The 24,681-nt window shown below is 72.2% G+C and carries 30 protein-coding genes, 1 tRNA gene and 1 pseudogene; 17 read left to right on the top strand and 15 right to left on the bottom strand.

What is annotated here, in order from left to right:
• The 12 genes and pseudogenes from TR48_RS43225 to TR48_RS14180 all read right to left on the bottom strand — a co-directional run.
• Nucleotides 1-735: pseudogene (locus TR48_RS43225) on the bottom strand (hypothetical protein); the annotation flags it as partial.
• Complete coding sequence (locus TR48_RS14230) at nt 732-1,160, bottom strand: hypothetical protein (RefSeq protein WP_042366797.1); 429 nt, start codon at nt 1,158-1,160, stop codon at nt 732-734. The gene TR48_RS14230 and the pseudogene TR48_RS43225, both read right to left, overlap by 4 nt.
• Nucleotides 1,157-1,537: a hypothetical protein gene (locus tag TR48_RS14225; protein ID WP_042366795.1), complete on the bottom strand. Its 381-nt coding sequence runs from the start codon at nt 1,535-1,537 to the stop codon at nt 1,157-1,159. The genes TR48_RS14230 and TR48_RS14225 overlap by 4 nt, the downstream gene beginning before the upstream one ends.
• A gap of 112 nt (nt 1,538-1,649) precedes the next feature.
• Nucleotides 1,650-1,976 carry an XF1762 family protein gene (locus TR48_RS14220; protein ID WP_369405579.1) on the bottom strand — a complete coding sequence of 109 codons (327 nt, stop codon included), beginning with the start codon at nt 1,974-1,976 and terminating at the stop codon, nt 1,650-1,652.
• A gap of 126 nt (nt 1,977-2,102) precedes the next feature.
• On the bottom strand, nt 2,103-3,713 hold the full coding sequence (locus TR48_RS14215) for a putative type IV secretion/conjugal transfer ATPase (RefSeq protein WP_236652144.1): 1,611 nt from the start codon (nt 3,711-3,713) through the stop codon (nt 2,103-2,105).
• A gap of 15 nt (nt 3,714-3,728) precedes the next feature.
• On the bottom strand, nt 3,729-4,163 hold the full coding sequence (locus TR48_RS14210) for a DUF6238 family protein (protein WP_042366793.1): 435 nt from the start codon (nt 4,161-4,163) through the stop codon (nt 3,729-3,731).
• A gap of 27 nt (nt 4,164-4,190) precedes the next feature.
• Nucleotides 4,191-5,645: an SCO6880 family protein gene (locus TR48_RS14205; RefSeq protein ID WP_042366790.1), complete on the bottom strand. Its 1,455-nt coding sequence runs from the start codon at nt 5,643-5,645 to the stop codon at nt 4,191-4,193.
• A gap of 125 nt (nt 5,646-5,770) precedes the next feature.
• Entirely contained in the window at nt 5,771-7,108 is a 1,338-nt protein-coding gene (locus TR48_RS14200) for an SCO6881 family protein (RefSeq protein ID WP_052442669.1), read from the bottom strand.
• Between the two features lie 28 nt (nt 7,109-7,136).
• A complete protein-coding gene (locus TR48_RS14195; RefSeq protein ID WP_042366788.1) occupies nt 7,137-7,784 on the bottom strand; it encodes a hypothetical protein in 648 nt (215 codons plus the stop codon).
• 3 nt (nt 7,785-7,787) lie between these two features.
• Nucleotides 7,788-8,099: a DUF6112 family protein gene (locus tag TR48_RS14190; RefSeq protein WP_042366786.1), complete on the bottom strand. Its 312-nt coding sequence runs from the start codon at nt 8,097-8,099 to the stop codon at nt 7,788-7,790.
• Between the two features lie 396 nt (nt 8,100-8,495).
• Nucleotides 8,496-8,903, bottom strand: a complete 408-nt coding sequence (locus tag TR48_RS14185) for an SH3 domain-containing protein (protein ID WP_042366784.1) — start codon at nt 8,901-8,903, stop codon at nt 8,496-8,498.
• Nucleotides 8,904-9,028: 125 nt separating this feature from the next.
• Entirely contained in the window at nt 9,029-10,192 is a 1,164-nt protein-coding gene (locus TR48_RS14180) for a C40 family peptidase (protein ID WP_052442668.1), read from the bottom strand.
• A gap of 691 nt (nt 10,193-10,883) precedes the next feature.
• On the opposite strand from TR48_RS14180, the gene TR48_RS14175 reads away from it, so the two are divergent.
• Complete coding sequence (locus TR48_RS14175; protein WP_042366783.1) at nt 10,884-11,432, top strand: hypothetical protein; 549 nt, start codon at nt 10,884-10,886, stop codon at nt 11,430-11,432.
• Here the strand turns inward: TR48_RS14175 and TR48_RS43220 are convergent.
• Nucleotides 11,420-11,599 (bottom strand): hypothetical protein, encoded by a 180-nt coding sequence (locus TR48_RS43220; RefSeq protein ID WP_042366782.1) that lies wholly within the window; start codon nt 11,597-11,599, stop codon nt 11,420-11,422. The genes TR48_RS14175 and TR48_RS43220 overlap by 13 nt on opposite strands.
• A gap of 4 nt (nt 11,600-11,603) precedes the next feature.
• Between TR48_RS43220 and TR48_RS38870 the strand changes: the two genes are divergently transcribed.
• From TR48_RS38870 to TR48_RS14100, 14 genes are all read left to right on the top strand, one after another.
• The gene (locus TR48_RS38870) at nt 11,604-12,431 is read left to right on the top strand and encodes a ParB/RepB/Spo0J family partition protein (RefSeq protein WP_052442667.1); all 828 of its coding nucleotides are present in this window, start codon (nt 11,604-11,606) and stop codon (nt 12,429-12,431) included.
• A 22-nt stretch (nt 12,432-12,453) separates the two neighbouring features.
• On the top strand, nt 12,454-13,041 hold the full coding sequence (locus TR48_RS38865) for a hypothetical protein (RefSeq protein WP_052442666.1): 588 nt from the start codon (nt 12,454-12,456) through the stop codon (nt 13,039-13,041).
• An 86-nt stretch (nt 13,042-13,127) separates the two neighbouring features.
• Nucleotides 13,128-13,907, top strand: a complete 780-nt coding sequence (locus TR48_RS14155) for a DUF317 domain-containing protein (RefSeq protein WP_152627967.1) — start codon at nt 13,128-13,130, stop codon at nt 13,905-13,907.
• An 87-nt stretch (nt 13,908-13,994) separates the two neighbouring features.
• A complete protein-coding gene (locus TR48_RS38860) occupies nt 13,995-14,912 on the top strand; it encodes a hypothetical protein (RefSeq protein WP_052442665.1) in 918 nt (305 codons plus the stop codon).
• 104 nt (nt 14,913-15,016) lie between these two features.
• Nucleotides 15,017-15,496 (top strand): hypothetical protein, encoded by a 480-nt coding sequence (locus TR48_RS14145; protein ID WP_042366780.1) that lies wholly within the window; start codon nt 15,017-15,019, stop codon nt 15,494-15,496.
• Entirely contained in the window at nt 15,493-16,074 is a 582-nt protein-coding gene (locus tag TR48_RS14140; protein WP_042366779.1) for a hypothetical protein, read from the top strand. Before TR48_RS14145 ends, TR48_RS14140 begins: the two co-directional genes overlap by 4 nt.
• 21 nt (nt 16,075-16,095) lie before the next feature.
• Nucleotides 16,096-17,031, top strand: a complete 936-nt coding sequence (locus TR48_RS14135; RefSeq protein WP_042366778.1) for a hypothetical protein — start codon at nt 16,096-16,098, stop codon at nt 17,029-17,031.
• A 197-nt stretch (nt 17,032-17,228) separates the two neighbouring features.
• Nucleotides 17,229-17,759, top strand: a complete 531-nt coding sequence (locus tag TR48_RS14130) for a VUT family protein (RefSeq protein WP_236652143.1) — start codon at nt 17,229-17,231, stop codon at nt 17,757-17,759.
• Nucleotides 17,760-17,815: 56 nt separating this feature from the next.
• Entirely contained in the window at nt 17,816-18,379 is a 564-nt protein-coding gene (locus tag TR48_RS14125) for a hypothetical protein (protein ID WP_042366925.1), read from the top strand.
• Nucleotides 18,380-18,469: 90 nt separating this feature from the next.
• Entirely contained in the window at nt 18,470-19,171 is a 702-nt protein-coding gene (locus TR48_RS14120) for a hypothetical protein (protein ID WP_152627965.1), read from the top strand.
• Nucleotides 19,168-20,199 (top strand): hypothetical protein, encoded by a 1,032-nt coding sequence (locus TR48_RS14115; protein WP_042366776.1) that lies wholly within the window; start codon nt 19,168-19,170, stop codon nt 20,197-20,199. The genes TR48_RS14120 and TR48_RS14115 overlap by 4 nt, the downstream gene beginning before the upstream one ends.
• 364 nt (nt 20,200-20,563) lie before the next feature.
• Complete coding sequence (locus TR48_RS14110; protein ID WP_152627964.1) at nt 20,564-21,430, top strand: hypothetical protein; 867 nt, start codon at nt 20,564-20,566, stop codon at nt 21,428-21,430.
• Nucleotides 21,431-21,804: 374 nt separating this feature from the next.
• Nucleotides 21,805-21,877 (top strand) — tRNA-Lys (locus tag TR48_RS14105).
• Between the two features lie 273 nt (nt 21,878-22,150).
• Nucleotides 22,151-22,414, top strand: coding sequence for a hypothetical protein (locus tag TR48_RS14100; protein WP_042366774.1), 264 nt, complete (start codon nt 22,151-22,153; stop codon nt 22,412-22,414).
• A 268-nt stretch (nt 22,415-22,682) separates the two neighbouring features.
• On the opposite strand, the gene TR48_RS14095 is transcribed toward TR48_RS14100, so the two are convergent.
• Together TR48_RS14095 and TR48_RS14090 are read right to left on the bottom strand one after the other, a co-directional pair.
• Nucleotides 22,683-22,886: a cold-shock protein gene (locus tag TR48_RS14095; RefSeq protein WP_042366923.1), complete on the bottom strand. Its 204-nt coding sequence runs from the start codon at nt 22,884-22,886 to the stop codon at nt 22,683-22,685.
• Between the two features lie 180 nt (nt 22,887-23,066).
• Nucleotides 23,067-23,270, bottom strand: a complete 204-nt coding sequence (locus tag TR48_RS14090; RefSeq protein ID WP_042366921.1) for a cold-shock protein — start codon at nt 23,268-23,270, stop codon at nt 23,067-23,069.
• Between the two features lie 196 nt (nt 23,271-23,466).
• On the opposite strand from TR48_RS14090, the gene TR48_RS14085 reads away from it, so the two are divergent.
• Nucleotides 23,467-23,967, top strand: coding sequence for a pyridoxamine 5'-phosphate oxidase family protein (locus TR48_RS14085; RefSeq protein ID WP_042366773.1), 501 nt, complete (start codon nt 23,467-23,469; stop codon nt 23,965-23,967).
• A 385-nt stretch (nt 23,968-24,352) separates the two neighbouring features.
• A complete protein-coding gene (locus TR48_RS14080) occupies nt 24,353-24,610 on the top strand; it encodes a hypothetical protein (protein ID WP_236652142.1) in 258 nt (85 codons plus the stop codon).
• Nucleotides 24,611-24,681: the final 71 nt, after the last annotated feature.

Below are 24,681 nucleotides of genomic sequence, written 5' to 3'. Positions count from 1 at the left end.
GGGGCGGGCGGGGGGTGCCGCGAGCGCGGGCGCGGGCGTGGCGTCAACGCGCCCCGCCGGCACGGCCGGCGCGTAGGTGCTGACGGCGGCTGCGGCGCGGGCGCGGGCCGAGACCAGCGCCAGTGCCGGTGCGCTCTGCACGGCTTGGGGTTCGAAGGCGTGGTCGGCTGCGACCTGTAGACCCTGACCGCGCAGCCGTGCGACGACGTCGGTCGTCCACGCGGTGGCGTCGCCCGTGGCATGGAGCCGGTAGAGCTTGCTGCCGGCGACGCGTGCGAAGCCGGAGGCGACCAGGGCCTGCGCTGCCGCCGGGTCGCCGTGCGGCACTGCGGCGACGATGCCGAGGTCCGGGTGGCGGCCCACGGTGACGTCCGTGCGCGGCCGGGCCTTGGCGAACAGGATGCGTGGGTCGGTCTGGGCGGGCGCGGGGGTGGCGGGGTCCGCGAGGTACTCGAACTGGCTGTCCGCGGCGACGCGGATACCGGAGCGCCTCAGTACGGTCACGAGGTCGCGCAGGTGGAGCATGACGCTGCCCTCGACCGGGGCCCGCAGCGCGAGGGGTGCGTCGGGGCTGCGCCTGCTGAATCCGTAGGCGGCCAGGAGTTCGGCGGCCAGGGCGGTGCCCGGGGACAGGGGGCCGTCGTTCTCGGCGACGACGCCCTCGGCGGCGTCGCGGCGGATGGTGATTTGGGGGTGCTGGTCGATCGGTGCCTCCTCGGCAGGGGATCCGGTCAACGGCCGGGCCGCGGACGTGGGGTGGCGGCGCTCGCCCGGGGGGCCGTGGCGTGGGCCACCGGAACGGGGCGCCTTAGCGGCGCCGGGGCTGCCTGGTGCGCCAGCGAGCGGGCCGACTGCTCCACCTCGGGCGTCGCCGTGACGATCAGGCCCAGCCCGGACAGCAGCCGGGTCACACGGGCAGCCGCGGAGATGGCGTCCGGCCCCAGGGTGCCGGGCGGCAGGGCGTGGATCTGCAGGTCCGGGCGGTACTGGAACCCGAAGTGCGCCAGGGTGACCGCGGTGATCGCGTCGGGGTCGTCGCTGGCGGTCGCCGCCACCAGGCCCAGGTCCGGATGCTGACCGAAGGCCACGTCGGCCAGGTCGGGTGCCTGGGCCAGGGCGGTCGGCCAGGTGACGGCGTCGTAGGTGTGCTGGTCGGTCACGGGCGCTCCCGGCGGGTGGTGGCGGTCGGGGCGGGGCTCCGGTCGGAGGCGGGCCGGGCAACGGTGTCGAGGAGCCGGGCCAGGCGCCCCTCCTGGCGGTCGCGGCGGTCGACCGCCGCCTCCAGTCGGGCGAGTGCCTCGTCGAGGCGGTCGAGCTGGTCCTCGTCGACGCGGCCGGGGCGGGAGGCGAGCCGCATCAGGGCGAGGTGCTGGGCGGTCGCGTCTGCCTCGGCCTCGCAGAGCGCGGCGTGCGCAGGGTGCACCGCCGCCGCTGCTCCGAAGAGCGGCTCGTCCGCCTGGACCTGGTCGTACAGGGCGGTCAGGCTGAATCCGAGGATCGCCTCGGTCCTGCGGTCCAGCCGGGTCATGGAGAGCATGGGCTTCCTTCCGTACTGCCGTGCGCGGTGAGTGGACGCCGGGGGCCGGCCGCTGCCGTGCGGTCCGGCATCGTCGGCGGTCCGGTGGGCGGCCGGCCGCGAGACGCCCGCCTCAGGACGGGGCCTCCCACAGCGTCCGGGCGACGTGCTCGCTGCCGCTGACCTCCCGAGGCCGGGACGGGGTGTGCCAGCCGGGACGCGGCGGCCGGCGGGCGACGACCCTCCAGCCCGCGGCCCGCAAGGAGGCCCCGCTCTCCTCGGCCTGGGTGTAGGTGACCAGCCGGGTGTAGCCCAGGGCCCTGGCTGCCCGCCAAGCCGCGCCCAGCAGCAGCGAGTTGGCGTTCCGGACGCCGTCGCTGCAGGTCCGGGTGACCTCAAGGGTCTGGCCGTCGTCCAGGTGCCGGGCGACCGGGCGTCCCACGATCGCGACGGCGTGCAGGACGCCGTCGGTATCGGCGGCGCCGACGGCGAAGACCTGTCCGGCGGGCGGCCTGGGGGGGGTGGCGGTGCCAGGCGCGGACGAAGTCGGCGGCCTGCTGGGAGCGAACCGGGACGACGTGCAGGGTCATGCCGCCACCCCGTTCGCCCCGGAGAGCGGCTGACCGGGCCCGGCCGGCGGAGCCGGGAGTGCCGCAGCGGACGCCGGGCTTCGGCGATATGTACCGCTATCAGTGCTTATGAGCTGTTTTGTGTGCATTCGGGAGTCCGTATCGAACAGCCGCAGCTCGGTTCGGTGGATCAGGTGCTGGACGACGAAGGACCGGGAGGCGATGTGCCACAGGCCGCGTCCGCGGGGGAGCCGGGAGACGGCCTGCGCCTCGACTCCGGTGAGACCGAGCAGGTTCGCCGTCGCGGCGAGCTGGTCGGACTCTTGGCGGTAGACGATCCGGGTGCTGCAGTCGGAGAGCAGGCCCTCGGCGATGGCCCGGCCGCGCGAGCCGGCGTCGCCCGCGGACAGCAGGTCGGACAGGCGGTGGATCACCAGCATGTTGGCGATGCCCAAGCCTCGGGACAACTTCCACTGGCTCTGCATCCGCTCCAGAAGTGGCAGGTGCCGCAGTACACGCCACGCCTCGTCGTAGACCACCCACCGACGCCCACCCGCAGGGTCCGCGAGGGCGGCCTCCATCCAGGTTGAAGCGCAGGTCATCGCCAGGGTGAGGCCGGTGTCGTCGCCGCTGCTGCCGAGCCGGGACAGGTCGATGGAGAGCATCGGGGTGGAGGCGTCGAAGTCCACCGTGCTGGGAGCGTCGAACATGCCGGCCAGGTCGCCGGAGACCAGCCGGCGCAGGGCGTGGGCCAGGTCCTCGGCAGCAGCGCCGAGCCGCCCGGCCGTGTCGCCGGCCACAGCGTCGAGATCCGCCGGGATGCCGAGTAGCTGGGCCACGTCGCCGATCAGCGGCGGACGTCCCTCGGCCGTGGCCCGGCGGACCACGGCGTCGAGCGAGACGTCGAGCGCGGTGTGCTCCATCGGGTGCAGGTCACGGCCCAGGACCGTGCGCGCCAGGCTGGCGAGCAGCAGCAGCCTGCGCTTGCGCACCTCGGCCTGCCAGTCCTCCGGGTCGCTGCCCGCAGGCTGCGGCGGCGCGTCCAGGGGGTTCAGCCTGCCCGGCAGACCGGGGCCGAGCGCGATGGTCTTGCCGCCCAGGGCCTCGGCGACGACCGACCACTCGCCCTTCGGATCGCACGGGACGTAGATCTTGTAGCCGTGCGCGATGGCGCGCAGGGAGAGGGACTTGGCCAGGGCGCTCTTGCCGGTCCCGATGATCCCCGCCAGCAGCATGTTCGGGTTGGTGTAGCCGTCGAGTCGGCCGTACAGCTCGAACGGATCGAAACAGAAAGCGGCTTCCGCGTGGACGTCACGGCCGACGAAGATCCCGGACGGACCCAGGCCGCCCTCGGCCAGGAACGGGTAGGCGCAGCCGGCGACCGCAGTCGTCATCCGGTGGGCCGGCAACTTCACCTTCCCGCCGCGCGCCGAGGCCGGTCCTGGGCGTCCGGAGGCCGGGTACAGCGGGCGCATCGCCTCGCTGTCGGAATCGGTGTCGCTCCGCTTGGGCCGCTGCGGAAGGCTCCTGGCCTGGGAGCGTGCCTCGGCCAGTGCGCGGCGGGCGGCTCGGCGGGCGGCGCGGTCGGCGTGCTCGGGAACGAACAGCCGGGTGGCGCTGGTGCGCATCGCGGTGATCCTCTCTCAGCGCCGGATCAGGCCGGGGACGGGCGTGCGCAGGTCGGCGGGGGTGGTCTGGCGCCTCACCCGGGCGGCGGTGGAAAGGTGCCGCTGGCAGATCGTCAGTCGGGGTGCCCCCTCGGGCCGGCGGGCGGCGCACTCCTCGGCGGTCGGCAGTGTCCCGTCCTCCCTCGCGGCGGCGTGGTAGGCGTCGTGGAGGTGCTCGGCCGACTGCCACAGCCGGATGGTGGCGGCGTGCAGGGAGTCGCCCTCGGCGGGCAGGATCCGGCGAGTGCCCTTGGTGTGGGTGTCCAGCAGCTCGTACAGGGAGGTCACGTGGGCGTGCAGCGCGTCGAGTTCCACGCGGTCTGCCATGCCTGGAATCTCGGGGAGCGCGGTGTGGTGGTGGACGTCGAGGGCTGCCGTCGCGTGGTGCAGCAGGATGGGGTCGGTACGCATGGTCGGGTCGGCCTTCGGCTCGTCGGGTCAGGGGCGGGCGAGCGGCAGGGCCGCGGAGGTGAACGCCTCGGCGTGCTGGAAGTCGAGGCGCCTCAGATCGACCTGGGCAGCGACGGCCGCGGTCTCGATCAGCGCGCAGGCGTTGTCCAGCGCCTCGCTGGAGTCGGCGCTGACCGTGACCAGGCCGGTCAGCGACACGTCCGCGTGCCCGGCGATCAACTGCCGCTCCCGCGAGCGGATGTCGGCGTACTCGACGCTGTCCTCCTCGGCCTCGACCTGTCCCTTCCGGCGCCGTTCGGCGGCGTCGGCGACCACGGTGGCCTTGCGCCGGCGCACGTCACGGAAGGCCGCGTCCAGGCGCTGGGGGGAGTAGGTCAGGGACAGAGAGCGGCGGACTCCGGCTGTGAACATCAGCTGGTGGAGGAGGCCGTAACCGGTCTCGGTGCGCGGCCAGTTCTCGACCCAGAAGACCGCGTGCCAGGCGGAGTCCGTGCGCAGCCGGTCCGACTCCTCGACCAGGACGACGGGTCCGGCGGCGGCCACGTCGGCCTCGGGGCGGTCGGTGGGCGACCAGCGGTCCAGCGCGGGAAGGACGTTCGGGTCATACGCGCTGCGCACGACGGCGGCGATCTGCGGGGCGGTCAGCCACCCGCCGGGAACGAGACCGGCGTTGCGCACTGCCTGCTCGGCCGACGAGCTGAGCTGCGCCAGGACGTGGAACGCTCCAGCGAGCCCGCCCCCCGCCTGCGCGATCAGCTTCCGGGCCTCCTTGCAGTCCAGGGAGATCACCAGGTAGCTCTCGTGCGGGGCGGCCGTCGGACCGGCCGCCGCGAGCATCTCCTCGTAGATGCCGGCCGCCAGCTCCACACCCGGCGCGCGGTGCGAGGCCCAGTAACGGTTCAGCGCGTCGCCGCTGTCGGGCACCGTGCGCTCCAGCACCTGGATCCGCGCCAGCTTGCCGCTGCGCGCCAGCGAGGCGAGGGTCCGGCCCCAGTTGCTGACGTTCGCCTCCTGGGTGCCGGGGTCCAGCAGGGCGAAGGCGCGGGCCGAGACGCGCAGCACGGCGGTCAGGGTGCGCTGGTGGGGATCGTGGACCGCGCCGATCATCCCGTCGGCGCTGGTGTAGGCGCGCAGCGAGGCGGCGGTGCCGGGCAGGTGCAACAGACCGCGCCGGATCGGGCGCCGCCCTGGCCGGGCCAGCCAGGTCAGTTGCCCGGTGGAGCGCCGCAGGAGGTAGCGGGCGAGGACCGGTGCCCAGTTGGCCACGGGGCGCCCGCGGAACCGCAGCAGCGCGAGGGCGGCGAAGGCGGCCCACATGGGCAGGAGTCCGAGGGCGGCGGGAACGCCGCCGGTCATCAGTACGGCCAGCAGGACCAGGCCGCCGACGCCGGTGATCGCGAGCTGGGCGGCGGTCAGGCCCAGTAGGATCCCGCGGCGTGCCCGGTGGGGGAACTTCGCCGTCGCGGGGGACTCGGGAGGCAAGGTGGTGCGCGTCCTTTCACGGAGGGTGCCTGCCGCTTCGGTGCAGGCCGGACGTGGTACGGCGCGGTGGTCTCGTCATCAGGGGGCTCCTGTTCCTGCTTCGGGCCTGGTCGGTCGGGGGAGTCTCAGCCCTCGGGCGCGGCGGAGACGGGTATGGCCGGGGCGTCGGCGCCCTGCGGACTCGCAGCGGGCGGCGCCGCCGAGGACGGCGCGGCGACGCCGATCTGCCCGAAGCCGCCCGCGCTCAGACTCTGCAGGTCGGGAGCCGGAGGCCGGCCGGAGGAGCCGCCGCGGGTGAACAGCGGCTGCCCGCGGTCGCCCTCCTGGGACGGCCGGTTGATCAGGGCCGGCAGCTTCCCGCCGCCGTCGCCTTCGCCGTACCGGAAGCTCGTCTGCTGCGGCGTGTCCTGTCCGCTGTCCCCGGCGTCCGGCTCCTGGCCGGGCACGGTGTCCGGCCCCTGGGGCGCGCCGACACCGGATGCCCCTCCCGCTGCCGCGCCCGCTCCGCCAGAAGAGCCGCGGGCCGCGTAGCTGGCCGCCTTCTTGCCCTTGGCGGCGGCGTCTTGGAGACCTGTCGCCGCGGTCTGGTGCAGGGCGGCGGACTCGGAGGCCCCGTCGGCGGCCCAGTGGATGAACTTGTAGGTCGCGAAGGGGCAGAGCAGCACCAGCATCATGATCACGATGCCGGACATCAGGTCGGACAGGGCGCCGACGCCGCCGGTGGAGCTGGGTTCGCCGATCGCGGTGACGCCCAGCAGGAACACGATCGTCATCAGCAGCTTGCTGACCACCATCGTCGCGGTCAGCTCGATCCAGCCGCGCCGCCAGCGCTGCGCCGCCTCCCACCCGCCGCCTGCCCCGGCGAAAACGGCGAGTGTGACGAGGATCAGCAGGCTGACCTTCCGGAAGAGCATCATGCCCCAGCACAGGAATGTCCCGACGACGCAGCCGAGGGCGACGAACGCGGCGACCGCCCAGCCGAGCTGCCCGGAGCCGGCGATCTCGCTGATCTTGATCAGTCGCCTGATGGCGTCGCCGGTGTTGGTGTGGCCGACACTGAACAGACCGTTGCTCAGTGCGTCGACCACGGTGAGCGCGACCGTGGTCAAGGCGATGGCGGAGAACGAGAACAGCACGCCGGCCAGGGTGCCGGTCACCGCCTTGGCCAGAGCGCCGCCGTCGCGCCTCCAGGCGGCGCGCATCAGCTGCAGGACGAACGTCGCCACGGTGATGACCAGGCCGATGGGCATCAAGACCTCGTAGTTCGACCTGAACCAGTCGGCGTTCAGGTCGACGTTGGTCGTGGCGTTGATGCCCTGGGTGGCCAGGTCGACGCCGGCGGCGGCGAGGTCGCCGATCGAGGAGGCAATCCAGTCGCCGATGCTGCCGGTGATGCCGGAGGCGATGCCGCCGGGGGTGACGTCGCACAGCGCCCCGGCGATGGGCAGGTCACAGAAGCCCACGGGCTCCCCTTCCTTATCTGGTGGGGCGTCAGGGGTAGACGGTCGGGGCGATCGCCGCGAGTGCGCAGTCCCGGTCCGGTCGGCACTGGACGGCCAGGGTGATCGAGCGGTTCTCCGTCCCCCGGCCCCCGTCCCAGGTGATGGCCTGGGTGCCGGTGACAGTGACGGCGTAGATGTAGGCGACGCTCAGCGCGCCGGGATCCGCGTTGAGGGCGGTGGTGAACTGCGCGGGGATGTGCCCGGCGAGGCCATTGGCGGAGGCGTGCTGGTGCTGGCGCGCCATCTCGGTCCACAACTGGGTGGAGGGCACCTGGCCGGAGACTGAGCCGGGGTCCGCGTACTTCGTCTCGGTTGTCAGCCAGCCGCCGAGGCCCGTGAGGTAGCCGTTGCGCGGGGTGGTGGTCGTGTCGTACGACCACAGGGCACCGGTGAAGTCCCGCGCGAAGGTGACCGGGTCCGTGGTGTGCGGTACCGCGGGCCCCGCGATGTCCGGGGCCGTGCTGCTGGGCGCGGTGACCGGGGAGACGGTCGCCGCCGGCTGGTCCTGGCCGCGTGCCGTGGCGCCGTGATGTCCGGCCAGCCTCGCGCCGAACGCGGCCAGCACGGAGATGGCGAGCAGGGCGACGAGGCCCGCCAGTGAGCGGCGACCGGCGGGGGTTGTGGGCAACAGGGGCATCGGTCAGTGCACCTGCGTCCCGAGGTTGCTGGCGAAAACGACGATTCCGTTGGCGGCCCCGAGGAGCAGGGCGCAGCCGGCGCTGATCAGCGCGCCCTGCTTGCCCTTGGCCTCGGTCCCGTGGCTGCCGCTGTGGTGGCCCCAGGCCCACACGACGCCGGAGACGCACAGGGCGCCCACGACCGCGATGATGCCGAACAGGTTGATCGAGTCGACGACCTTGGTCAGCACGTCGAGGCCGGGAAGGCCGCCGCTCTTGGGGGTGACGCCGGGGTCGAAGGCGAGGAGGCGCTGGGAGGACGCGGGAACGGACAAGTGCTCTCCAGAGGTTCTGCCCAGGGCGGCGCGTCGCGCGGGCCCGAGCGGGGAAACCGGCGGCGGCGGAGCCTGCTCGCGCGGCTGGGAAAGCGGCCGGCCCGCAGAAGCGGGCGACGGGCCGTGGGAAGCGCCAGGGCTAAACGAACGAGCACGGCGCGGGGGGCGGTGCCTCGAAACGGCCTAGTGCCGTCCGATCCGGGCCCGCGGGTTGGGCCGGCACCGGTCGATAGGTTTAGCGAGGCCGGAGTGCGACAGACTCGGAACGGCCATGGCCGGGCGGGCTGGCCTATGGCCTGTGGATTCGTGCGGGGCTCGACCAGCGGTCAGCGCCGAATGGGCTGCCTATCCGGCGCAGTCCTGCTGGGCAGCGCAGCAAGGAGCCGATAGGCCGGATCAGAGCCAGTGGTTGCAGCCACTGATGTAGTCCATATAGTCGGCGCTGACCCAGCCGACCGTACCGGCGGGGAGGCCGTAGGCGGAGCGCTGGAGGGTGCGGATCTTCCACCAGGTCTCGTCGTGGGCCTCGTTGACGAACCACGAGATGTCGCCCTTGGTGTGGTAGCTGAGCTGTCCGATGGTCGCGTAGCCGGTCCCGGGGCCCTTCCGGATGCGCAGAGCGGACGTGGTCGACCAGACCAGGTCGCAGTCCCGTGTGGCGGTGTGTGCGGCGACCTGGTGCAGGGCTGCCGCACCCTGCACGCGGTCGGTGTGGTTGGACGCCGTGGCGGGGGCCGCGACGGCGAGCAGGGCGGCGCCGGCGGTGGCCACGGCTGCCAGGGTGCGGGGGAGGGAGGGGTTCATGGGGATGCTCTCCTCGAAGGTGTGTTGGTGCGCTGCGGCCCGGGTGGGCACGGGCAGCAGGCGATGGTCGATGCCAGCGCTGCCAGCCCGGCGGACGGTGCTGCGGGCGGGCGACGGCAGCGGGCTCAGTTGACGATGCGCCGGGCCGCGAGGATCAGCGGCCTCCAGTCCGCCAGGGTGTTGAAGTCGACGACCGCGAGGCTGTGGGGGGCGTTGATGATCAGCCCGTCGCCCACGTACATGCCGACGTGACCAGGCGCGGCGGCGGACCCCTCGGTGAAGACGAGGTCGCCGGGCGCCAGTTGGTCGATGCTGACCGGCCTTCCCTCGGTGACCTGGTCGTAGGTGGTGCGCCCGAGGGTGATTCCAGCGGCGGCGTATGCGCGCTGCACCAGCGAGCTGCAGTCGCAGTGGCCCATGGGGTCGCTGCCGTGCGAGTTCAGGCAGGACCCGCCCCACTGGTAGGTGGTTCCCAACTGCTGCATCGCCCAGCGGATCGCGGTCTGCACAGCGGCAGGAGCGCTGCTCGGCACCTGGTAGCCCGAGGGCACCGAGCCCGGGGGGATCGTCCCGGTCCACACGGTGTTGTCGCCGCAACCGGCAGAAGGGGAGGGGGACGAGGCCGCTGGAGCCGATGGGGCCGACGAGAGGGTCGCCCCGGGCGGTGCCGACGGGCTCGGCGCTGTCGTCGGGGACCGCAGCGCGGCGGCCAGAGCCTGCTGCAGCGCGGCGGCCAGCGCCTGCCACTTGGCATAGGCATCCGGGTACGCCGAGTGCTGGACGGCCTGGGCGGCCTCGGTCAGCGTGAGCTGCTGCCAGCCGGCGACCTTCAACAGGTGCGTGTAGAAGGAGGTGCTGGCGTACACCGGGTCCATGATCTGGGCCGGAGTGCCCCACCCCTGCGACGGGCGCTGCTGGAACAGCCCGAGGGAGTCCCGGTCGCCCCCGGCGAGGTTCCGGAGCCCTGATTCCTGGAGCGCGGTCGCCAGCGCGATGGTCTGGCCGTACGCAGGCACCTTCATCGCCATGCCGGTGGCCTCGATCTGTTCGGCCAGCGGGATCTGCACGCTGGGAGCGTCCAGTCCAGGGACCGAGGTCGCCGAGCCCGCGGAAGCGCCGGCGAGGATGCGTTTCACCTCGGAGGCGACCGCCGACTCGTCCACAGCCTGTGTACTGCTGCAGGAGGCGAGCTGGGCGTCGTTGGCGGAGTTGACGGAGAGAGCGAGCAGGCCCAGGGCGAAGGGGCTCAAGACCGCGACGCCGGCCAGGGCGGCAACGGCCCCCTTCACCGGGACGTCCGCACAGTCGGGGCCATGGGCAATATCGGGTGGGTCAAATATGCCTCCTGGTGAGGCGGCGCCGACCACGGGCGAGGTCGGTCGGCGCCGCTAGGAAAGCGTCGTCCTATCGAGGGCCCAACAATATCGGTGAGCGCTCCGCGATGGGGTCGGGGGAAGCGGCAGTCAGCCGCGCTCTTAATCTGAAGGCGTACACGGAATCCCCCTCGCAATTCGGCTCGACGGGTGCCTGCGAAGCGGTTCGGCACTCCATCTGGAGGCCGATCCGCCCCGGCGTTGTGGCCCCGGACTGCGGTTAGCCAGGACACTAGGCCCGCCCGCCGGAAATCGCCAAATCACGCAGAGGGTGCCGACTGATTAGGCGATTCCGCCGACCCGGGTCTAGCCTCGGGGCCCGGGATAAGGCCTCCGCGTGCAATTCGGGGATTCGCCGGTCCCAATCTTCGCCGAAAATCCCTTACGGTCCCGAAAATCCCGCCCAGTCCCAAAAGGAAGTCGGGAATTCTCGCCGGAACGCGCTCGTGCAACACAAGCCAGCCGAGCGCAAGCCGGGCTCCCGCAGACGCCGCCGCCATCCGCGACCGCGGGTCCGAAGCACTCGGATGCCACCCACCGCGCGCCGACGTCGGCCGCCAACCGACACCGAGCAGGAGACGCCGCCCTGACAGAACCGCTAGCCCCCATGCCCGACCACCGCCGCGTCGACCGGCCTGAGTGGCAGGCCCTGTGGCACTCCTACGAACCGGTCACCACGCCACTGCGCGCCCTGGGCCTGCCCGTCGACATCGAGACCTGCGGCGGCCAGACGATCATCCTGGTCGACCTGCCCGACCGCTCCCAGTTGGTCATCAGCGACGAGGACGCCCTGCCCAATCGCATCTCCGAGGTGAAGGGTTGGGCTGTCTCCCACGGCCACGAAGACCGCTATGGCGGCACCAGCTACGACCTGCCGTTCTACGACTCCACCTCTGAGGGCGCCCACCAGGCCGCCGGTCCGGGCGTAGGGCCGATGCTCGACGCCGTGACCGCCTGGGTGCACCGCGAGTACCCCGCTGGCAGCACCACTGAGCTGAGCCTGGAGAGGACCGGCCGGGAGGCCGCCGCGCGATCCGCCACTGCTTCGCCCAGCTCAACGCAGCCGGCTCCTGGAACGGCCGCCCGAGTGGGAGCCGCACGCGCCGCCCACCCGCGCATCGTCGAACCACCGCCCGGCCACGGTCACAAGCGCTGACCGGCCACCGCCAGCGCCACCAACGCGCCTTGAGTGTCGACTACTTCGCCCGCCCGCTCCACCACCGGGGCCGCGCTGCCCGCTCCGGCCAGCACCGAGTAGCCGGCCTCGGCGCGGGTGCCCTCGGACCAGCCGACCCTCCGCGCAGCCCTCTCCCGAAGGACCACCCCTGTGGATATCCACCGCATTGCCGACGTCCACCCGATCGCGGACATCTTCCCCATTCTGTCCGAGGACGACCTCGCTGCCTTGGCCAAGGACATCCGGGAACGCGGACTCCTGATCCCGATCACGCTTGACGGCCTAGGCCGGATCCTCGACGGCCGCAACCGCCTTGCCGCGTGCGCCATCGCCGGGATCCAGCCCCGCTACGAGCAGCACCAGGGAGCGGACCCCATCGGTGACGCACTGGCCCGGAACCTCAACCGAAGGCACCTGTCCAAGGGCCAGATCGCCATGAACCTCGCCGCCAACGGCGCCTTCCGCTCCCGCACCCCCTCCGGCACCCAGCGCCGCTACGCCCGCCTGGTCGGCGTCGCCGAGTCCGAACTGAGCAAGGCCCGGCTGGTGGACGCGCTCGCCCCCGAACTCGTCGAGGGCGTCAAGAAGGGCCTGACGCCGCTCTACCTCGCCTACGCCACGGCGCGCCGCCGGAAGCAGGCCGCCCGCCTGGCCGAATTGCGCAAGACCGTGCCGAACCTGTGGCAGGAGTACGCCGCGCCCGGCACCGGCGAGCCGAACCCCCAGGCCACCCTCTGGGACGAACCGCTGCCCGCGCCCGACCCGCACAGCAGCACGGCCGCTTACACCGCCGCCGTCGGGGAGTCCCGACGCCGCCTGCTGCGGGTCTGCCGCCACTGGGAAGCCGTCCACCAGCTCGCGGCACACTGCCCGCCCCAGTTCGCCGCCGACGTACTGCGCGGACTGGACCGCGCCGACCGGGACCTCGCCGCCCGCCTGCTCCGGGACGAGCGGCGGCGCGCCGACCCCACTGCCTGACCACCATCGAGAGGAGACCTGCTTGTCGACCCACTCACTGGTCGCCCGCCCCACCGCCGACGGCGGCTTCGAGGGCCGGTACGTCCACGCCGACGCCTACCCCGACCACCAGATCCCGCTGCTGCTCGCGGCGAGGCAGTACCGGTTCGCGGAGAACGAGGCGGCGCTGACCTCCCACCTCATCGACGAACACCCCGCCGGCTGGGACTACCTGGGCGCCGACCTCGCACTCGCCGACACCACCCCGCTGTGGGTCGCCGAGTTCCTCATCGCCAACGGCAACGAGGAGTCGTCGTGCATGTGCCACGACTGGGACGAAGCACTCGTCCAGCCGCCGATGACCGACGGCGACGCCGTCACCCGCGACGACCTGCCCTGGGTCTACGTCCTGCGCCCCCAGGGCCTGGAGGTCATCAGCGCCGAGCGCGACCCGCAGGATCTGCGCGGCCTGGTACTCCCCTGGTCTACGGACCCCAGCGAGCACTTCACCGAGGCGCGCTTCCAGACCTGGCGCCCCAGCAGCCCTCGCCCCGCGCGAACGCCGCGCCTCTCGCCCCCGGCCGCGGCGACCACCGTCACCATCATCACGAAGCGCCCGAGGACCCGGTGAACCAGACCGCCTCCGGCTTCCCCGGGCCACCGACAACGGTGGCCCGGCCCTCGGCGCGAGAACGCTTGAAGCCCCACGACACCGTCATGGTCACCCCGGGACACTTGGCCGGCCCCGGCAACCCCGACGTCGCCTTCGACGAGCTCTTCGAGACCTGTCCCACCTGGAGCCGGTGGCACGTCTACGACGAGACCTCCCAGGCGCTCCACGAGCGACTCACCGCCCGGATCGAACTCGACCACGAGGCCGCCGAGGGCCCCCGCTGGACCATTGCCGACTACCGGTCGCCGGTGGACGAACTCGCCTGGCGGGCAACCTTCTGCGTGCAGACCCCGGTCGAGATCGTGACGGCCGTCGTCCAGCACCTGACCTTCGGGCTCGACTCCCTCTCGCCAGCGGCCGGCGAGGAACTCCTGTGGGGCAGGCGCCCATACGCGGACGCCATCCGAGCCGCCCTGGACGATGCCGAAGAGCCGTGGCAGCAGGACTCCGAATCCGGTCTGTGGTGTCGACCCGACGGGACCGCCGCGATCACGATGGCGGCACCGCAACCGGGCTCGGCCACCACGCTGTGGGGCGGCCCCAGCGGCAACGACCAGGGACGGTGGATGGCCGTGTTCAGCGCGGACACGCCCACCGGCCTGATCCTGACGGCTCTCGGCGAGGTGATCGAGCCGCTACCCGCCGTCCGCGAGTTCGGCCAGATCCCCGAGGCCCACCTCGACCACGTGCAGATCGTCCGCAGCGCGCGTCGCAAGGCCGCCGCCGCGCCCGCTTCTGCACCCATCGGCCCCCTTGCGGCCACGTCCCACGCCGCAGCGTCGGCCGCAGCGGGCCGAGCCACTCCACCGCCTCGCCACCGCTGACCCGCAGGAGAGATCATCACCGAACACCGTTCCGACGTTCGCCTTGTCGCGGCCCGCGACCGTGTCGTCGCCTTCACCGAGCCCGGTTTGGACGCCGCCACCCGGTCGCAGCTCCACGAAGCCGGATTCCGCGCCCGGTGGATCTTCCCCAACGTCTACGAGCTGCCCGACGACATGCCGCCGGCCGAGCAGCGCCAGGTCGCGCGCGACCTGTACGAGCACCTCCGCACCCGCGGCGTCAGCGCTGACCTCGACCAGGCCCTGACCACCGAACTCCCCGCCGATCCCCCCGAGCTCACCGCTGCCGACCGCAGCGGCACGACCGTACGGATCGACTACCTTCCCGACGACGCCTGGATCACCTACGCCCACATCGAGGGCCCCGACCAAGCCCTTGCCGGCGCGGTCCTCGCCGGCGCGGGCTTCCGGCAGACCGAAACCGGCTGGACCCTCGCCCGCATCGACGGCGAAGCCGAGCACTACAGCTCGCGCGCCGTCACCGCGCTGCGCACGGCGGGCATCACGGTCCACGCCCACGCCGAGTTCGACCCCGACCAGGGATACGCGGACCAGACGCAGTGGGTGCAGCACCCCATGCCCTGGCTCGACCGCGAGGAAGTCCTTGAAGTCGGGAGGCAGGCCCAGGAGATCTTCGAGGACATCGCCACAGGCCGACTGGTCCTCCACGCCCACGCGCACGACGGGCACACCACCGTCGCGGTCGGCAGCTACAGCCCCGGCCAGTCCGTGCACCTCCACGGCGAGGACTACTACCGCACCGAGTCCCTGAGTTTCTCCACCGCCGATGAAGCGCTGAGCGACTTCACGACCACCTACGGCGCGGCCGTGGTGGCAGGCCCCCCGCCGCTGACCCCTGCGGAGAGGCGCGTCCTGGCCGCGCTGGGCCGCTCCCCCCTCGCACAACTCCCGGTTGCGCCCCCGGCCCCGACGCCGCCCCACGTGTCCACCCAGCCGAGCACCACGCAGCCAGGGCACGGCCGCTGACAGCAACCCCAGCGCCAGGAGCCGGAGCCCGTCTGCCACAGGCCGGCCCGGACCGCCGACAACTCAGCGCCGCACCGACGCTGCAGAAGGACACCACGTTGAAGATGACCGAATCCGTGACCCAGTGGGTCTGCGACTGCTGCATCTCTGCCCTCGCCAACGCGGAGGGCTGCTCCTGCTACGACGACCTGGAGCTCGACCCCTGGGAACCCTGGGACGAGCAGGCCCCGAAGAGCACCCACCCAGCCGGCCTGACAGGCAAGTTGTCACGCAGGGCGTCCTACGGGATGCGCGAGGAGGACCACAACTGCTTCCGCCACGACGAGCCCGACGACGATGACGACTTGCTCGACCTCGACGACTCCCTGCCGACAGAACGGCCCGAGGAGTGCGACTGCGAGACCCGGACGTACGACACCAGCGCCTGCGACGGCTGCGGCAGCGCCAACCACGGAGCCCGCCACGCCGTGACCGACGAAGTGGAGTACGAACAGCCGACACCGGCACTGCGAGTCGTCCTTACGCCGCGTCCGACGCATACGGCCTGGTCCGCTTCCCAGGGATCCGAGCGGAGGGCCCGATGAACGAGGCAGACCTCACGACCTTCGGCGCAGACCTCGCCACGCGTCTCGACGGAGACTGGACCAGCCGCGCCGTCGACACGACTGAGCGCTCTATCAACAACCGTCTCCTTGAAGCTGTTTGGGACGAGGCGCTGGCGCACTGGGCGCTGATGGACTTCGTCCAGCGTGACGCAGCGATCCTCCATGGACTGAACGGCGAGCGCGTCCTGCTGCTGCATCGCCCACTGGCACGACGGGGGAGGCACGAGCTCATCGCCGTGGGACTCAAGCCCCCAGGAGCCGCCGAGGACAGCTTCGACGGCATCGACGAGCCCCACGGAGTCGCGATCCCGGCCGATCCCGCCCGAGCTGCCGCCGCCGTCAGCCGCCGACTCCTGCCCCGCTACCGCGTAGCGCTGGAGCGCTGGAACAGCACCTATGGCGAGACCCCTGAACCCATCGCCGAAGGAAACGACCCGAGCGGCCCCCTGCGCCGACAGTGGGCCCGGCTGCGCCAGCGGTGGGGTCGGAAGGTACAGCCCGCGCAGGGAAACACCGCCTACCGAAGCGCGCCGCCCGCCCTCCGGCGCGCCCGCTGAGTCTCACCGAGAGAAGAACCTGTGGAGACAGAGATCACCCTGCAGCGGCTGGCGCAGTACGGCCTCGCTGCGCACGTCAACGATGCCGACGGGCGCCGGGCCCTGGAGATGCTGGGCTTCACCCGGACCGGCACCGGCAGGCCCCACCTGCTGCCGGTCCCGCTCGACCGCCAGGTCGACGTCGCCCAGGACTGCGTCCGCCTGCTGAGCGACGCCGGCTACAACGTGACCCTCGCCCAACGTCTCATCCAGCCGGACCCGCGACCGAGCGCCAGCACCCCATCCGCCTCCGACGCCGACCCGTCGGTCATCGTCACCAGGCACCCCGTACTCGGCGTCGTGGTCACGACCGCCACGCCTGGCGCCGGCGAGTCGCACCCCCTGATCGCCGAGACAGGCTTCCACCACGTGCCCCACCTCGGCCTCTACACCCTGCCCTTCGGAACCCCCCTGGACGCGGCCCTGCACGCGGTCGACCAGCTCACCGCCCGGTTGGCCGAGGCGCACACACCCGTCACGGTCAGCCCCGGCATCCAGCACCCAGTGCCGGGCCAGAAGCTGACCAACTCCAATCTCACGCCGCCGCCCACGGCCCGGACACTGAACAGCCCGGACGCCCGCCTGGTCGACCGGATCGTCCACTGGCTCGACAGCGTCGGCGACCGCGTCGTCCGCGCCTTCCGTCCGCAGAAGACTCAGCCCCAGCACCAGGAGCCCCTCTGGACCACCCAGGCCGCCAGCCCCGGCACCGCCTGGGTCCAGGTTCCCGCTCGGAACGCCGCCTTCACCTGGTCACCCCCGAGCTCCCTGCCGACGGCCGCCGGCGTCACCACCCGCGCTCAGCTCGCCCGTCTCTCCGCCAACGAAGCGGCCGGCCGCCCGTGGTGGGACGACGGACCCGCGGCGAAGACCGCCAAGGCGACCACCGCCTCCGCCCCCAGGCCGCCCCGCCGCTGACGCCCACTCTTGCGTGTGTCCCTGCGTGTGTCCCTGTGTCCCAGTTTGTGCGCTTGTGCAGGGACAGGGCCAGCGAGGCGTCCGCGGGGAGGTCGAGCCGACCCCTCCCAAGGGCCGCGATGCTGCCCCAGGCCCGGGTGACCGGCCTGCCGGCGCCTTCCCCGCCCGCCCGACTTCGAAGCGAAGGAGCTTCCCGCTTGGCCCGCATCCGCTGCTGGAACGCCAGCATCCTCGCCGCCTACACCCTGGCCATCGTCGGCTCCAACTGGCTCACAGCCCACCGCGGTTTCATCGCAGTCGGGTTCGGCCTCCAGGCGACCGCCGGGACCTACTGCGCCGGCGCCACCCTCGCCCTGCGTAACCTGATCCAGGAGCGCTCCGGGCGAAGGAGCGTGGTCGCTGCCCTCGTCGTCGGCGCCGCGCTCTCCGCCGTCACCTCGCCAGCGGCCCTTGCTGTGGCCAGCGGAGTCTCCTTCCTGATCAGCGAGTTGCTGGACACCGCCGTCTACACCCCGCTGCGCCGACGCGGCTGGATCCGCGCCGTGCTGATCGGCAGCGCAGTCGGAGCCCTGCTCGATACCGTCGGCTTCCTCTACCTCGCCCACCTCCCCATGAGCCCGACGGCCATCGGCGGGCAACTCGTGGGCAAGACCTGGGCGGTCTGGATACCCACCGCGGCTCTGGCCGCGTGGACCCGGCTGCGCCGACGACCCGCGTGCGCTACCTAGCCACGGCCTCCAGCAACGCCGCTCGCTCGCTGATGTCCGCAGGCGTACTCGACTGCATGACCACCCCCGCCCAGAGCGTCCGCATCCCCGAGGGAGCCGTGTACGCGTGCGACAACGGACGCTTCGGCCGAGGATGGCCCGGCGCGACCCGCTGGTGGTCCTGGCTCGTGACCACCGTCGACCGCTACGGCCTTGACCGGTGCGCGTTCGCGGTCGCCCCCGACGAGCCCATGGATGCGCACGCCACCCTCCGTCTGTCGGCGCCCTGGCTGCCCCGCATCCGGGACCAGCACGTGCCGGCCGCCTTCGTCGCCCAGGACGGCTGCGAGGAGGGCCTGATCCCCTGGGACGATCTCGACGTGCTGTTCCTGGGCGGGTCGACAGACTGGAAGACCGGTCCGGCCGCCCGCCGAGTCACCCTGCAAGCCCGCGAACGCGGCATCCCCGTCCACATGGGACGCGTCAACTCCCTCAAGCGCCTGCGGCTCGCCCAGGACTTCGGCTGCACCAGCGCCGACGGCACCTTCCTCGCGTTCGGACCCGACCAGAACCTCCCCCGGCTCCTCTCCTGGCTCACGGCCGTGAACACCACGGCCAACCCGCCGCTGCCAGGGCTGTAGCAGCCACCCGGCCACTGTCGACCGGGGCCCGCGACTGCTACCCGGCCCTGCCGACCGCCTTGCTCCCCGTCCCCCGATTCAGGAGGCCGCATGCCCACAGCCTCACCACTTCCCCGGTCGTCCGCGCCCGCCCCCGGGAACCTCCAGGTGGTCGTCGGCCACCACCCCGGCCTCCAAACGCCGGTCGCCCAGGCGATGCCTGGCGCCGCGCGGTGGCTACGCCAGGCCGGCTTCGTCCGCGACGCCACGCTGGGCCTGTACCGGCCGCGCCGAGGCACTCCCGCACACACCGCCGAGTACCAGCTCCAGGACGCATGCCACCTGCTCGCCTACCACGGCTTCGGTGTCACCCGCGTCTACAGCGAGGCCGAGCAGCGCGACCGCCTCGACGAGCCCGACCTGGGCCCCCAGGGCGTGGCCCTGACGACAGGCTCCGGCAGCGCGGACAACGCGTCCCTCGTCCGCGACATCCAGGACGGGCATCTCGTGATGCTCGCCCACCACCAGTCCCGGGACACGGTGGAGTTCCTGGGCCGCTACACCGCCAGCGGCGCGGGCGTCGTCGGCCGAAGCCCTGACTTCGGCTACTTCGGCCTGACCAGCTTCCCCGAACTCGACGCGGCCGGCAGCGCCTGGGCCGCCCGCGGCTACGCCACCCAGCTCCCTTCAACGGAACCGCGCCGAGCCGCCGCAGCGGCTTCCTCGTCGGCGCGCGCCCAGCCCCTCGCCGCAGCCGCCGAAGCGGTGCCACCGGCCTTCACGCGCTCGGCGCCACCTAAGAGGGCTCGATGACGGGTCCGCGCCGACCGTCCGCTGCCGAGCGCATAGCCCAACTGCGCAGCGAGGCACTGCGGTTCGGCGACTACCAGACGGCGGAGCTGTCGGATCTCGAACTGCTGAACAGCGAGGTGGAGTCCGCGCGGCGAGAGCAGATCGAGACCCGCGACCGCTACATGGGCCTGCTGACCTCCCTGCGCCCCCACGAGGAGGCCGTCCGCCGGGCGGCGGTCGCAGGCTTCAAGGAGCAGGCGGACCGCTACGCCCAGCAGCAGGTCTCGCAGCACATGCGGCACTTCGGCGAAGTGACCTACCGGGCCGCGAACCTGCCGGCGCGGCCGAACGAGCAGCAGGTCGAGGCCATCCGCTCGGCCGCCGTCATCGCCCAGTCCCTGCTCAGGCAGGACGAGCCACCCAGGGAGTGGATCGACCCGGGTGGCGCCCGCCAGACGCTGCGCACGATCGGACACGTGGTCGGAGTCCTCGACGGCAGCGAAGGTCTGACCGGCGCCGAAGTCCTCTCCCAGATCAAGGCGGTCCTCGACCACGACCCCCTGCCCGACCTGTTCGCACTGGCCGACCGGGGAAGCTCACCCCGCGCACCGCAGCCCCGGCCCGAGTTCGCCGTCGGCCCCGGCTGGATGCCTGTCCACCTCACGTTGTGGGCCTACCAGACCGAACCGGGCGAAGCCCACATCAAGGCGTATCCGCTCGGCACGGACTGGTACCTCGACCTGTGGTCGGCCGACGGCACTCTGCTCGCCTACGGCATAGCCGCCGCCGACGACGTCGGCGCACTCGCCCGCGCGCTCACCGCGCACGCCCCCGGCTGGGCGGCCGAGCGGAGCGGCGACTACGCCTGGGAGCGGTTCGAGGACACCGCCCGCGAGCTGCACCAGCCCGCAACCACTACCGCGCGGGCTGCTGCCGCGGCCCCGGCCGCTCGGCGCACCTCGAACCGGAACGCTCCTGTGCCGTCCGACTCCGCCGCCGGTCCGGCACAGGCGGTTCCCACGCACCAGCAGCCCCGGCGCCCCCGCTGACCGGACCCACCAGCAAGGAGACCTGTGCCAGTCCACCTGGATGCCGACGCCGAGGGAATCTACGCCGATGCCTTCCGCTTCCGCGAGCGGGAACTGCTCGCCGCGGCAGGGTTCGTCGAGACCGAACCCACCCGCCTGCGGATACCCGCCTCCCGCGCCCCGCTCGACGCGATGATCGACGTCGAGTACGCCGTCGACCTGCTCCTCGGCGCGGGCCAGGAGGTCACCATCGGCAGCGCCGTCACAGCGGCCGACGAACCCTTCCGCCGACCCCAGCCTGTTTACCACCGCCACAGCCGCAGTCGGCCAGCTCGAAGGGGAGTGGAGGGTGGAGGCGTTCCGCCACCCAGTGCTGGCGCCCTCGATGTCCTGGGCAGCCGACGGCAGCCGCACCCGGGCTGCGAGCCGCGAAGCGACCGGCGCCGCCGAATACGTCGAGCTGACCGGGCCCGATGGCGTGCACTTCATGCTGGTGCAGCCCATGGACACCCGCCAGGTCACCATCACGCCGGCCACGCCCACCAGCCTGCCCCCGAGCATGCGCCCACCGGCCGTCTACAGCGGAAAGCCGACCTACGCCGCCGCCGAGCCCGAGGCCATCGCAGCCGAGTTGGACCTGATGCTCCCGGCATACAAGTCCGCAGCGCACCTCGCGCGGCTGGCCGTCCTCAGCGGCCTGGTGCGCGACCTCGACGGAATCTCCACCACGTGGGGAGCTGTCGAAGCCGCCTTCGAACGTGAGCCCCGGCCTGACCGTACCGAACGGCTCGCAGCCCGCCGGCACCGAGACCGCACCGCCTGGAAGGCCATGGAGTCCAGCACAATGGTGCTCCGCGCCGTCCTCGACCACACCCAGCGCCTACTCGACACGCGACAGTTGAGTCCGGACAGCGGGCCGGCCGAGGCACTCAAAGACCTCACGGAGACGGCGCGGACCCTGAACGACCGGTTCCTCAAGCAGTGGAACAGGAAGCAGACCAGCGGCACGCTGGAGGCACAGATCAAGGCGGGCGACCGCATGAACTGGGCCTGGCCTCTCGCGGAATCGCTGCGGACCCAACTACCCCAGATCATCGCGCTCTCCGACGCAGCCTCGGCGACTCGCCCGGCAGTCTCCTCCCGTGCCCAGGCCGCTCGATCCGGGCTCCGACGAGGCCCGGCGGGAACTGCCGCCGCTCTGGTCGAGGGCTGGAAGGCAGCCATCCGCTCGGCAAACGGCAGGCGCCGGTGAACCTCGGCATCCGTGCGCACTTGTGGGATTCGGCGAACCGCCGGAGTCCGGCAGGCTGCCCGAACTCCAGGGGAGGGCGGAACGACGGTGTTCAGCGATCCAGCGGAAGCCGCCCCCGGATCGCATCGGCCCCGTCTAGGCTGGGACCTGATTGGACGATCGAGCACTGACCGTCCCGAAGAGGTCTGCGGGCGTACCCCTGGCGTACCAGTGGCGTACCGAGACGCCTTGGGACGATCGGCAAACAGTGGCAACGAACGAGACCGACCAGGCAGTCACGGGCCCGCCAGACTGGTCGTCGACGGCCTCTGACCAGCAACGATACGGGACCTGGCGGGACTATCGGTCATAGATGGGACCGAGTGAGACCGCTCGGGTGGCCAGCGCTCCTGGCACCGCAGCGGACTTTTAATCCGTAGGTTGTGGGTTCGAGCCCCACGCGCCCCACCGAACGATCAAGGGCCGACTCCCGCTCGCGGAGCGCGCGAATGCCCGCATGCCTGGCGCGACTTCAAGCAGCGCGGCTGAGCATGGGCGTGTCTGCACCGCCGTGGGTGGCCGCCATATGGACGCAATCGGCGGTCGAAGCCCCGGAAGAGGTCGTGGTCGAGCTCCGAGGGAGGGGCCTGTCGGATACAGGGGCCGGCTCCCGGAGTAGGACCAGTAGGCCGCTCGGACGCACGTGCGGTGACCGGACGTCAGGGGCGTCGTTCCCCGGACATGAAAAAGATCATCGCGCTAGCCGCGATCACCCTCACCGCCCTGACCTTCGCCGCTCCTGCCCAGGCGGACAACGACAGCAACTTCGGCGGAGGCGTCAACGCCGCGAACAACTGGAACTTCACCGCCGCCGCCGTGTGCCTGCAGGAGGTCGCCGTCGTGCCCGTCCTGGGTGACTGGGTCGGCGACCACGTGAACAACTGCTCGAACGGCAACGTCATCGACCACACGGTGCAGGCCGTCGAGGGGGCTCTCCCTCACTGACGCCACGAGCCCCCGACACTTGAGTCCGAAGCGTCGGGGGCCTTTCGTTTCGGAGATGGCGAGGACGCCAGTCGCCCGAAGCTACGAGGGATACGTGCAGGACACCGCGGGACGCAGATACCCCTTCGCCCGAGGCGGGTGCACCAACAACACCGCCGGGCAACACCGGCGGGGCGACAGTGAACTTGATCGTCTTCACCGGCAACTGAGGTGAAACAGGCCCCGGCCGCCCGCGAGGGGCAGCCGGGGCCTGTCTGTCTTGCTGGGGTCAGCCGCGGACGATGTTCTCCGCCTGCGGGCCCTTCTGGCCCTGGGCGACGTCGAACGTCACACGCTCGCCCTCCTGCAGCTCCTTGAAGCCGGAGCCGCTGATGTTGGAGTAGTGGGCGAAGACGTCCGGGCCGCCGCCGTCCTGCTCGATGAAGCCGAAGCCCTTCTCGGCGTTGAACCACTTCACGGTGCCCTGAGCCATGATGATCTCCCATTCGGGACGAAGGGGCACGCGCGGTGCGTACCCCGGGGGTTGTCGCGTCCTCGAACAGCAGCAGCAGGTGAAGCGGTACGGCGGACAGCGAATCTCGAAGGTCACGTTACCCCGATGACGGTGGTCCGTGGTGGACCATCCGGCAGTTCGAGCCCTACGTGCCCCAGGTCAGCCGCGTGTGACGTTGGCGGCCTGGGGACCCTTGGGGCCCTGCTCGACGTCGAAGCTGACCGGTTCGCCCTCTATGAGCTCGCGGTAGCCGTTGGAGTTGATGGCGCTGTAGTGGACGAACACGTCCGGGCCGCCGCCCTCCTGCGCGATGAAGCCGTAGCCCTTCTCGGAGTTGAACCACTTCACAGTGCCCGTTGCCATGCAGGTCTCCCGTTCGGAACGAAGGGCGCGCGCGGTGCGCGCCCCTTGGTCAGTCGCGTCCTCGAACAGCTCGAACAGCAGGTGCAGCCGCAGCACCGGGGACAGCGAACCACGGTGATCACGCTACCCGCCACGCCCGCGCCCCGAACCCGTTCGGTGCAGAAGATTCGGCGGAGGCGCGGGCGACACTGGGCCCATGAGTGAACGGATCGGGATCAGTTGGGCGGAGATGCGCGTCCGCCTGGTCGGTGCGCGGAGCTACTGGGTGTCCACGGCGTCCCCGGCCGCGGTGCCGCACGCCATGCCGGTGTGGGGCGTCTGGCTGGGGGAGCGGTTCTGGTTCAGCACCGGAAGCGGAACGGCGAAGGCGCGGAACCTCGCGTCCAACCCGCGGGTGAGCGTCCATCTGGAGAGCGCGGCGGAGGTCGTCTCGGTCAGCGGCGTCGCCGAGGCCGTGCCCGAGGCCGCGCGACCTCCGGAGGTGGATGCGGCCTACGCCGCCAAGTACGCGCTGCCGCGGACCGGCGAGCCGGCCACCATCGTGGTCGGCGGCTCACCCGTCTTCGCGGTCACGCCGCGTCGCGCCCACGGGTGGTTCGAGGGCGCGTTCGCGGAGTCGATGACGCGCTGGCGCTTCCCGGAGGCGGGAGGGGCGCCCGTCGCGGAGGCCATGAGCTACCCCCCGGACCCGGTGTAGCCGCTGCACCGGCCGCACCGGCCGCACCGGCTCCGAGCGGCTCCGAGCGGCTCCGAGCGGCTGAAGCCGCTGAATCGGACGAGTCGGCAGCCCGCCGGAGACGCCGCTCGGCCGCCACAGAGAAACCACAAAGACCCTTCCTACCCTCACCGGGTCAGCGGGTGGAGCCCACCGACGCGTGCAGACGCGCACCCGCCCGCTGCGGTTCGGAAGGAGACGACCATGCCCCTCGTCATGCCCAAGCGCGCCCGTCTCGTGATGGTCGGAGTCGCCGTCGCCGGCACGCTGCTCGCCGGAGGCCCCGCGTTCGCCGCGTCCGGCGGCTCGGCGAGCCCCCGCCGCGCAGGGGCCGAAGGGCGACGGCGCGCACGCGCTGTGCCTGCGGGTGCCCAAGCTGGAGCGCCGCGTCGAGCGCGACCTGGCCCGCCTGGCCGCGGGCCCGAACGTGCGCGGTTCGGTCGCCCGCCTGGAGGCGCGCGTCGACAACGCGAAGAAGCTGGACCACACCGCGATCGCGACCTACCTGCAGGACCGCCTCAACACCCGTGAGGCTCTGGTCGGCACGCTGAAGCAGCGTCAGACGGACCTTCAGGGCGTCCAGACCTGGTGCGGCGCGAACGACAACGGCAAGGGCGCCAAGTGAGCACGGGCGCGCACAGGCTGAGGGCCGGCCTCGCCGCGGCGGCGGTCGCGGCGGCCGCCCTGCTCACCCTC

This window comes from Streptacidiphilus neutrinimicus (assembly GCF_000787815.1).
Classification (GTDB): domain Bacteria; phylum Actinomycetota; class Actinomycetes; order Streptomycetales; family Streptomycetaceae; genus Streptacidiphilus; species Streptacidiphilus neutrinimicus.
Note: the sequence above shows the minus strand (reverse complement) of the source record. Positions and strands in the feature narration are given on the sequence as shown.

Coding starts and splice junctions, on each gene's coding strand:
- TR48_RS14225 (WP_042366795.1), bottom strand. CDS start 1,537: ATGCTCTCCATGACCCGGCTGGACCGCAGGACCGAGGCGATCCTCGGA.
- TR48_RS14145 (WP_042366780.1), top strand. CDS start 15,017: ATGACCGAATCCGTGACCCAGTGGGTCTGCGACTGCTGCATCTCTGCC.
- TR48_RS14115 (WP_042366776.1), top strand. CDS start 19,168: ATGACGGGTCCGCGCCGACCGTCCGCTGCCGAGCGCATAGCCCAACTG.
- TR48_RS14095 (WP_042366923.1), bottom strand. CDS start 22,886: ATGGCTCAGGGCACCGTGAAGTGGTTCAACGCCGAGAAGGGCTTCGGC.
- TR48_RS14215 (WP_236652144.1), bottom strand. CDS start 3,713: ATGCGCACCAGCGCCACCCGGCTGTTCGTTCCCGAGCACGCCGACCGC.
- TR48_RS14155 (WP_152627967.1), top strand. CDS start 13,128: ATGGTCACCCCGGGACACTTGGCCGGCCCCGGCAACCCCGACGTCGCC.
- TR48_RS14120 (WP_152627965.1), top strand. CDS start 18,470: ATGCCCACAGCCTCACCACTTCCCCGGTCGTCCGCGCCCGCCCCCGGG.
- TR48_RS14210 (WP_042366793.1), bottom strand. CDS start 4,163: ATGCGTACCGACCCCATCCTGCTGCACCACGCGACGGCAGCCCTCGAC.
- TR48_RS14100 (WP_042366774.1), top strand. CDS start 22,151: ATGAAAAAGATCATCGCGCTAGCCGCGATCACCCTCACCGCCCTGACC.
- TR48_RS14140 (WP_042366779.1), top strand. CDS start 15,493: ATGAACGAGGCAGACCTCACGACCTTCGGCGCAGACCTCGCCACGCGT.
- TR48_RS14125 (WP_042366925.1), top strand. CDS start 17,816: ATGACCACCCCCGCCCAGAGCGTCCGCATCCCCGAGGGAGCCGTGTAC.
- TR48_RS14195 (WP_042366788.1), bottom strand. CDS start 7,784: ATGCCCCTGTTGCCCACAACCCCCGCCGGTCGCCGCTCACTGGCGGGC.
- TR48_RS14175 (WP_042366783.1), top strand. CDS start 10,884: ATGCCCGACCACCGCCGCGTCGACCGGCCTGAGTGGCAGGCCCTGTGG.
- TR48_RS14110 (WP_152627964.1), top strand. CDS start 20,564: ATGTCCTGGGCAGCCGACGGCAGCCGCACCCGGGCTGCGAGCCGCGAA.
- TR48_RS14090 (WP_042366921.1), bottom strand. CDS start 23,270: ATGGCAACGGGCACTGTGAAGTGGTTCAACTCCGAGAAGGGCTACGGC.
- TR48_RS14085 (WP_042366773.1), top strand. CDS start 23,467: ATGAGTGAACGGATCGGGATCAGTTGGGCGGAGATGCGCGTCCGCCTG.
- TR48_RS14185 (WP_042366784.1), bottom strand. CDS start 8,903: ATGAACCCCTCCCTCCCCCGCACCCTGGCAGCCGTGGCCACCGCCGGC.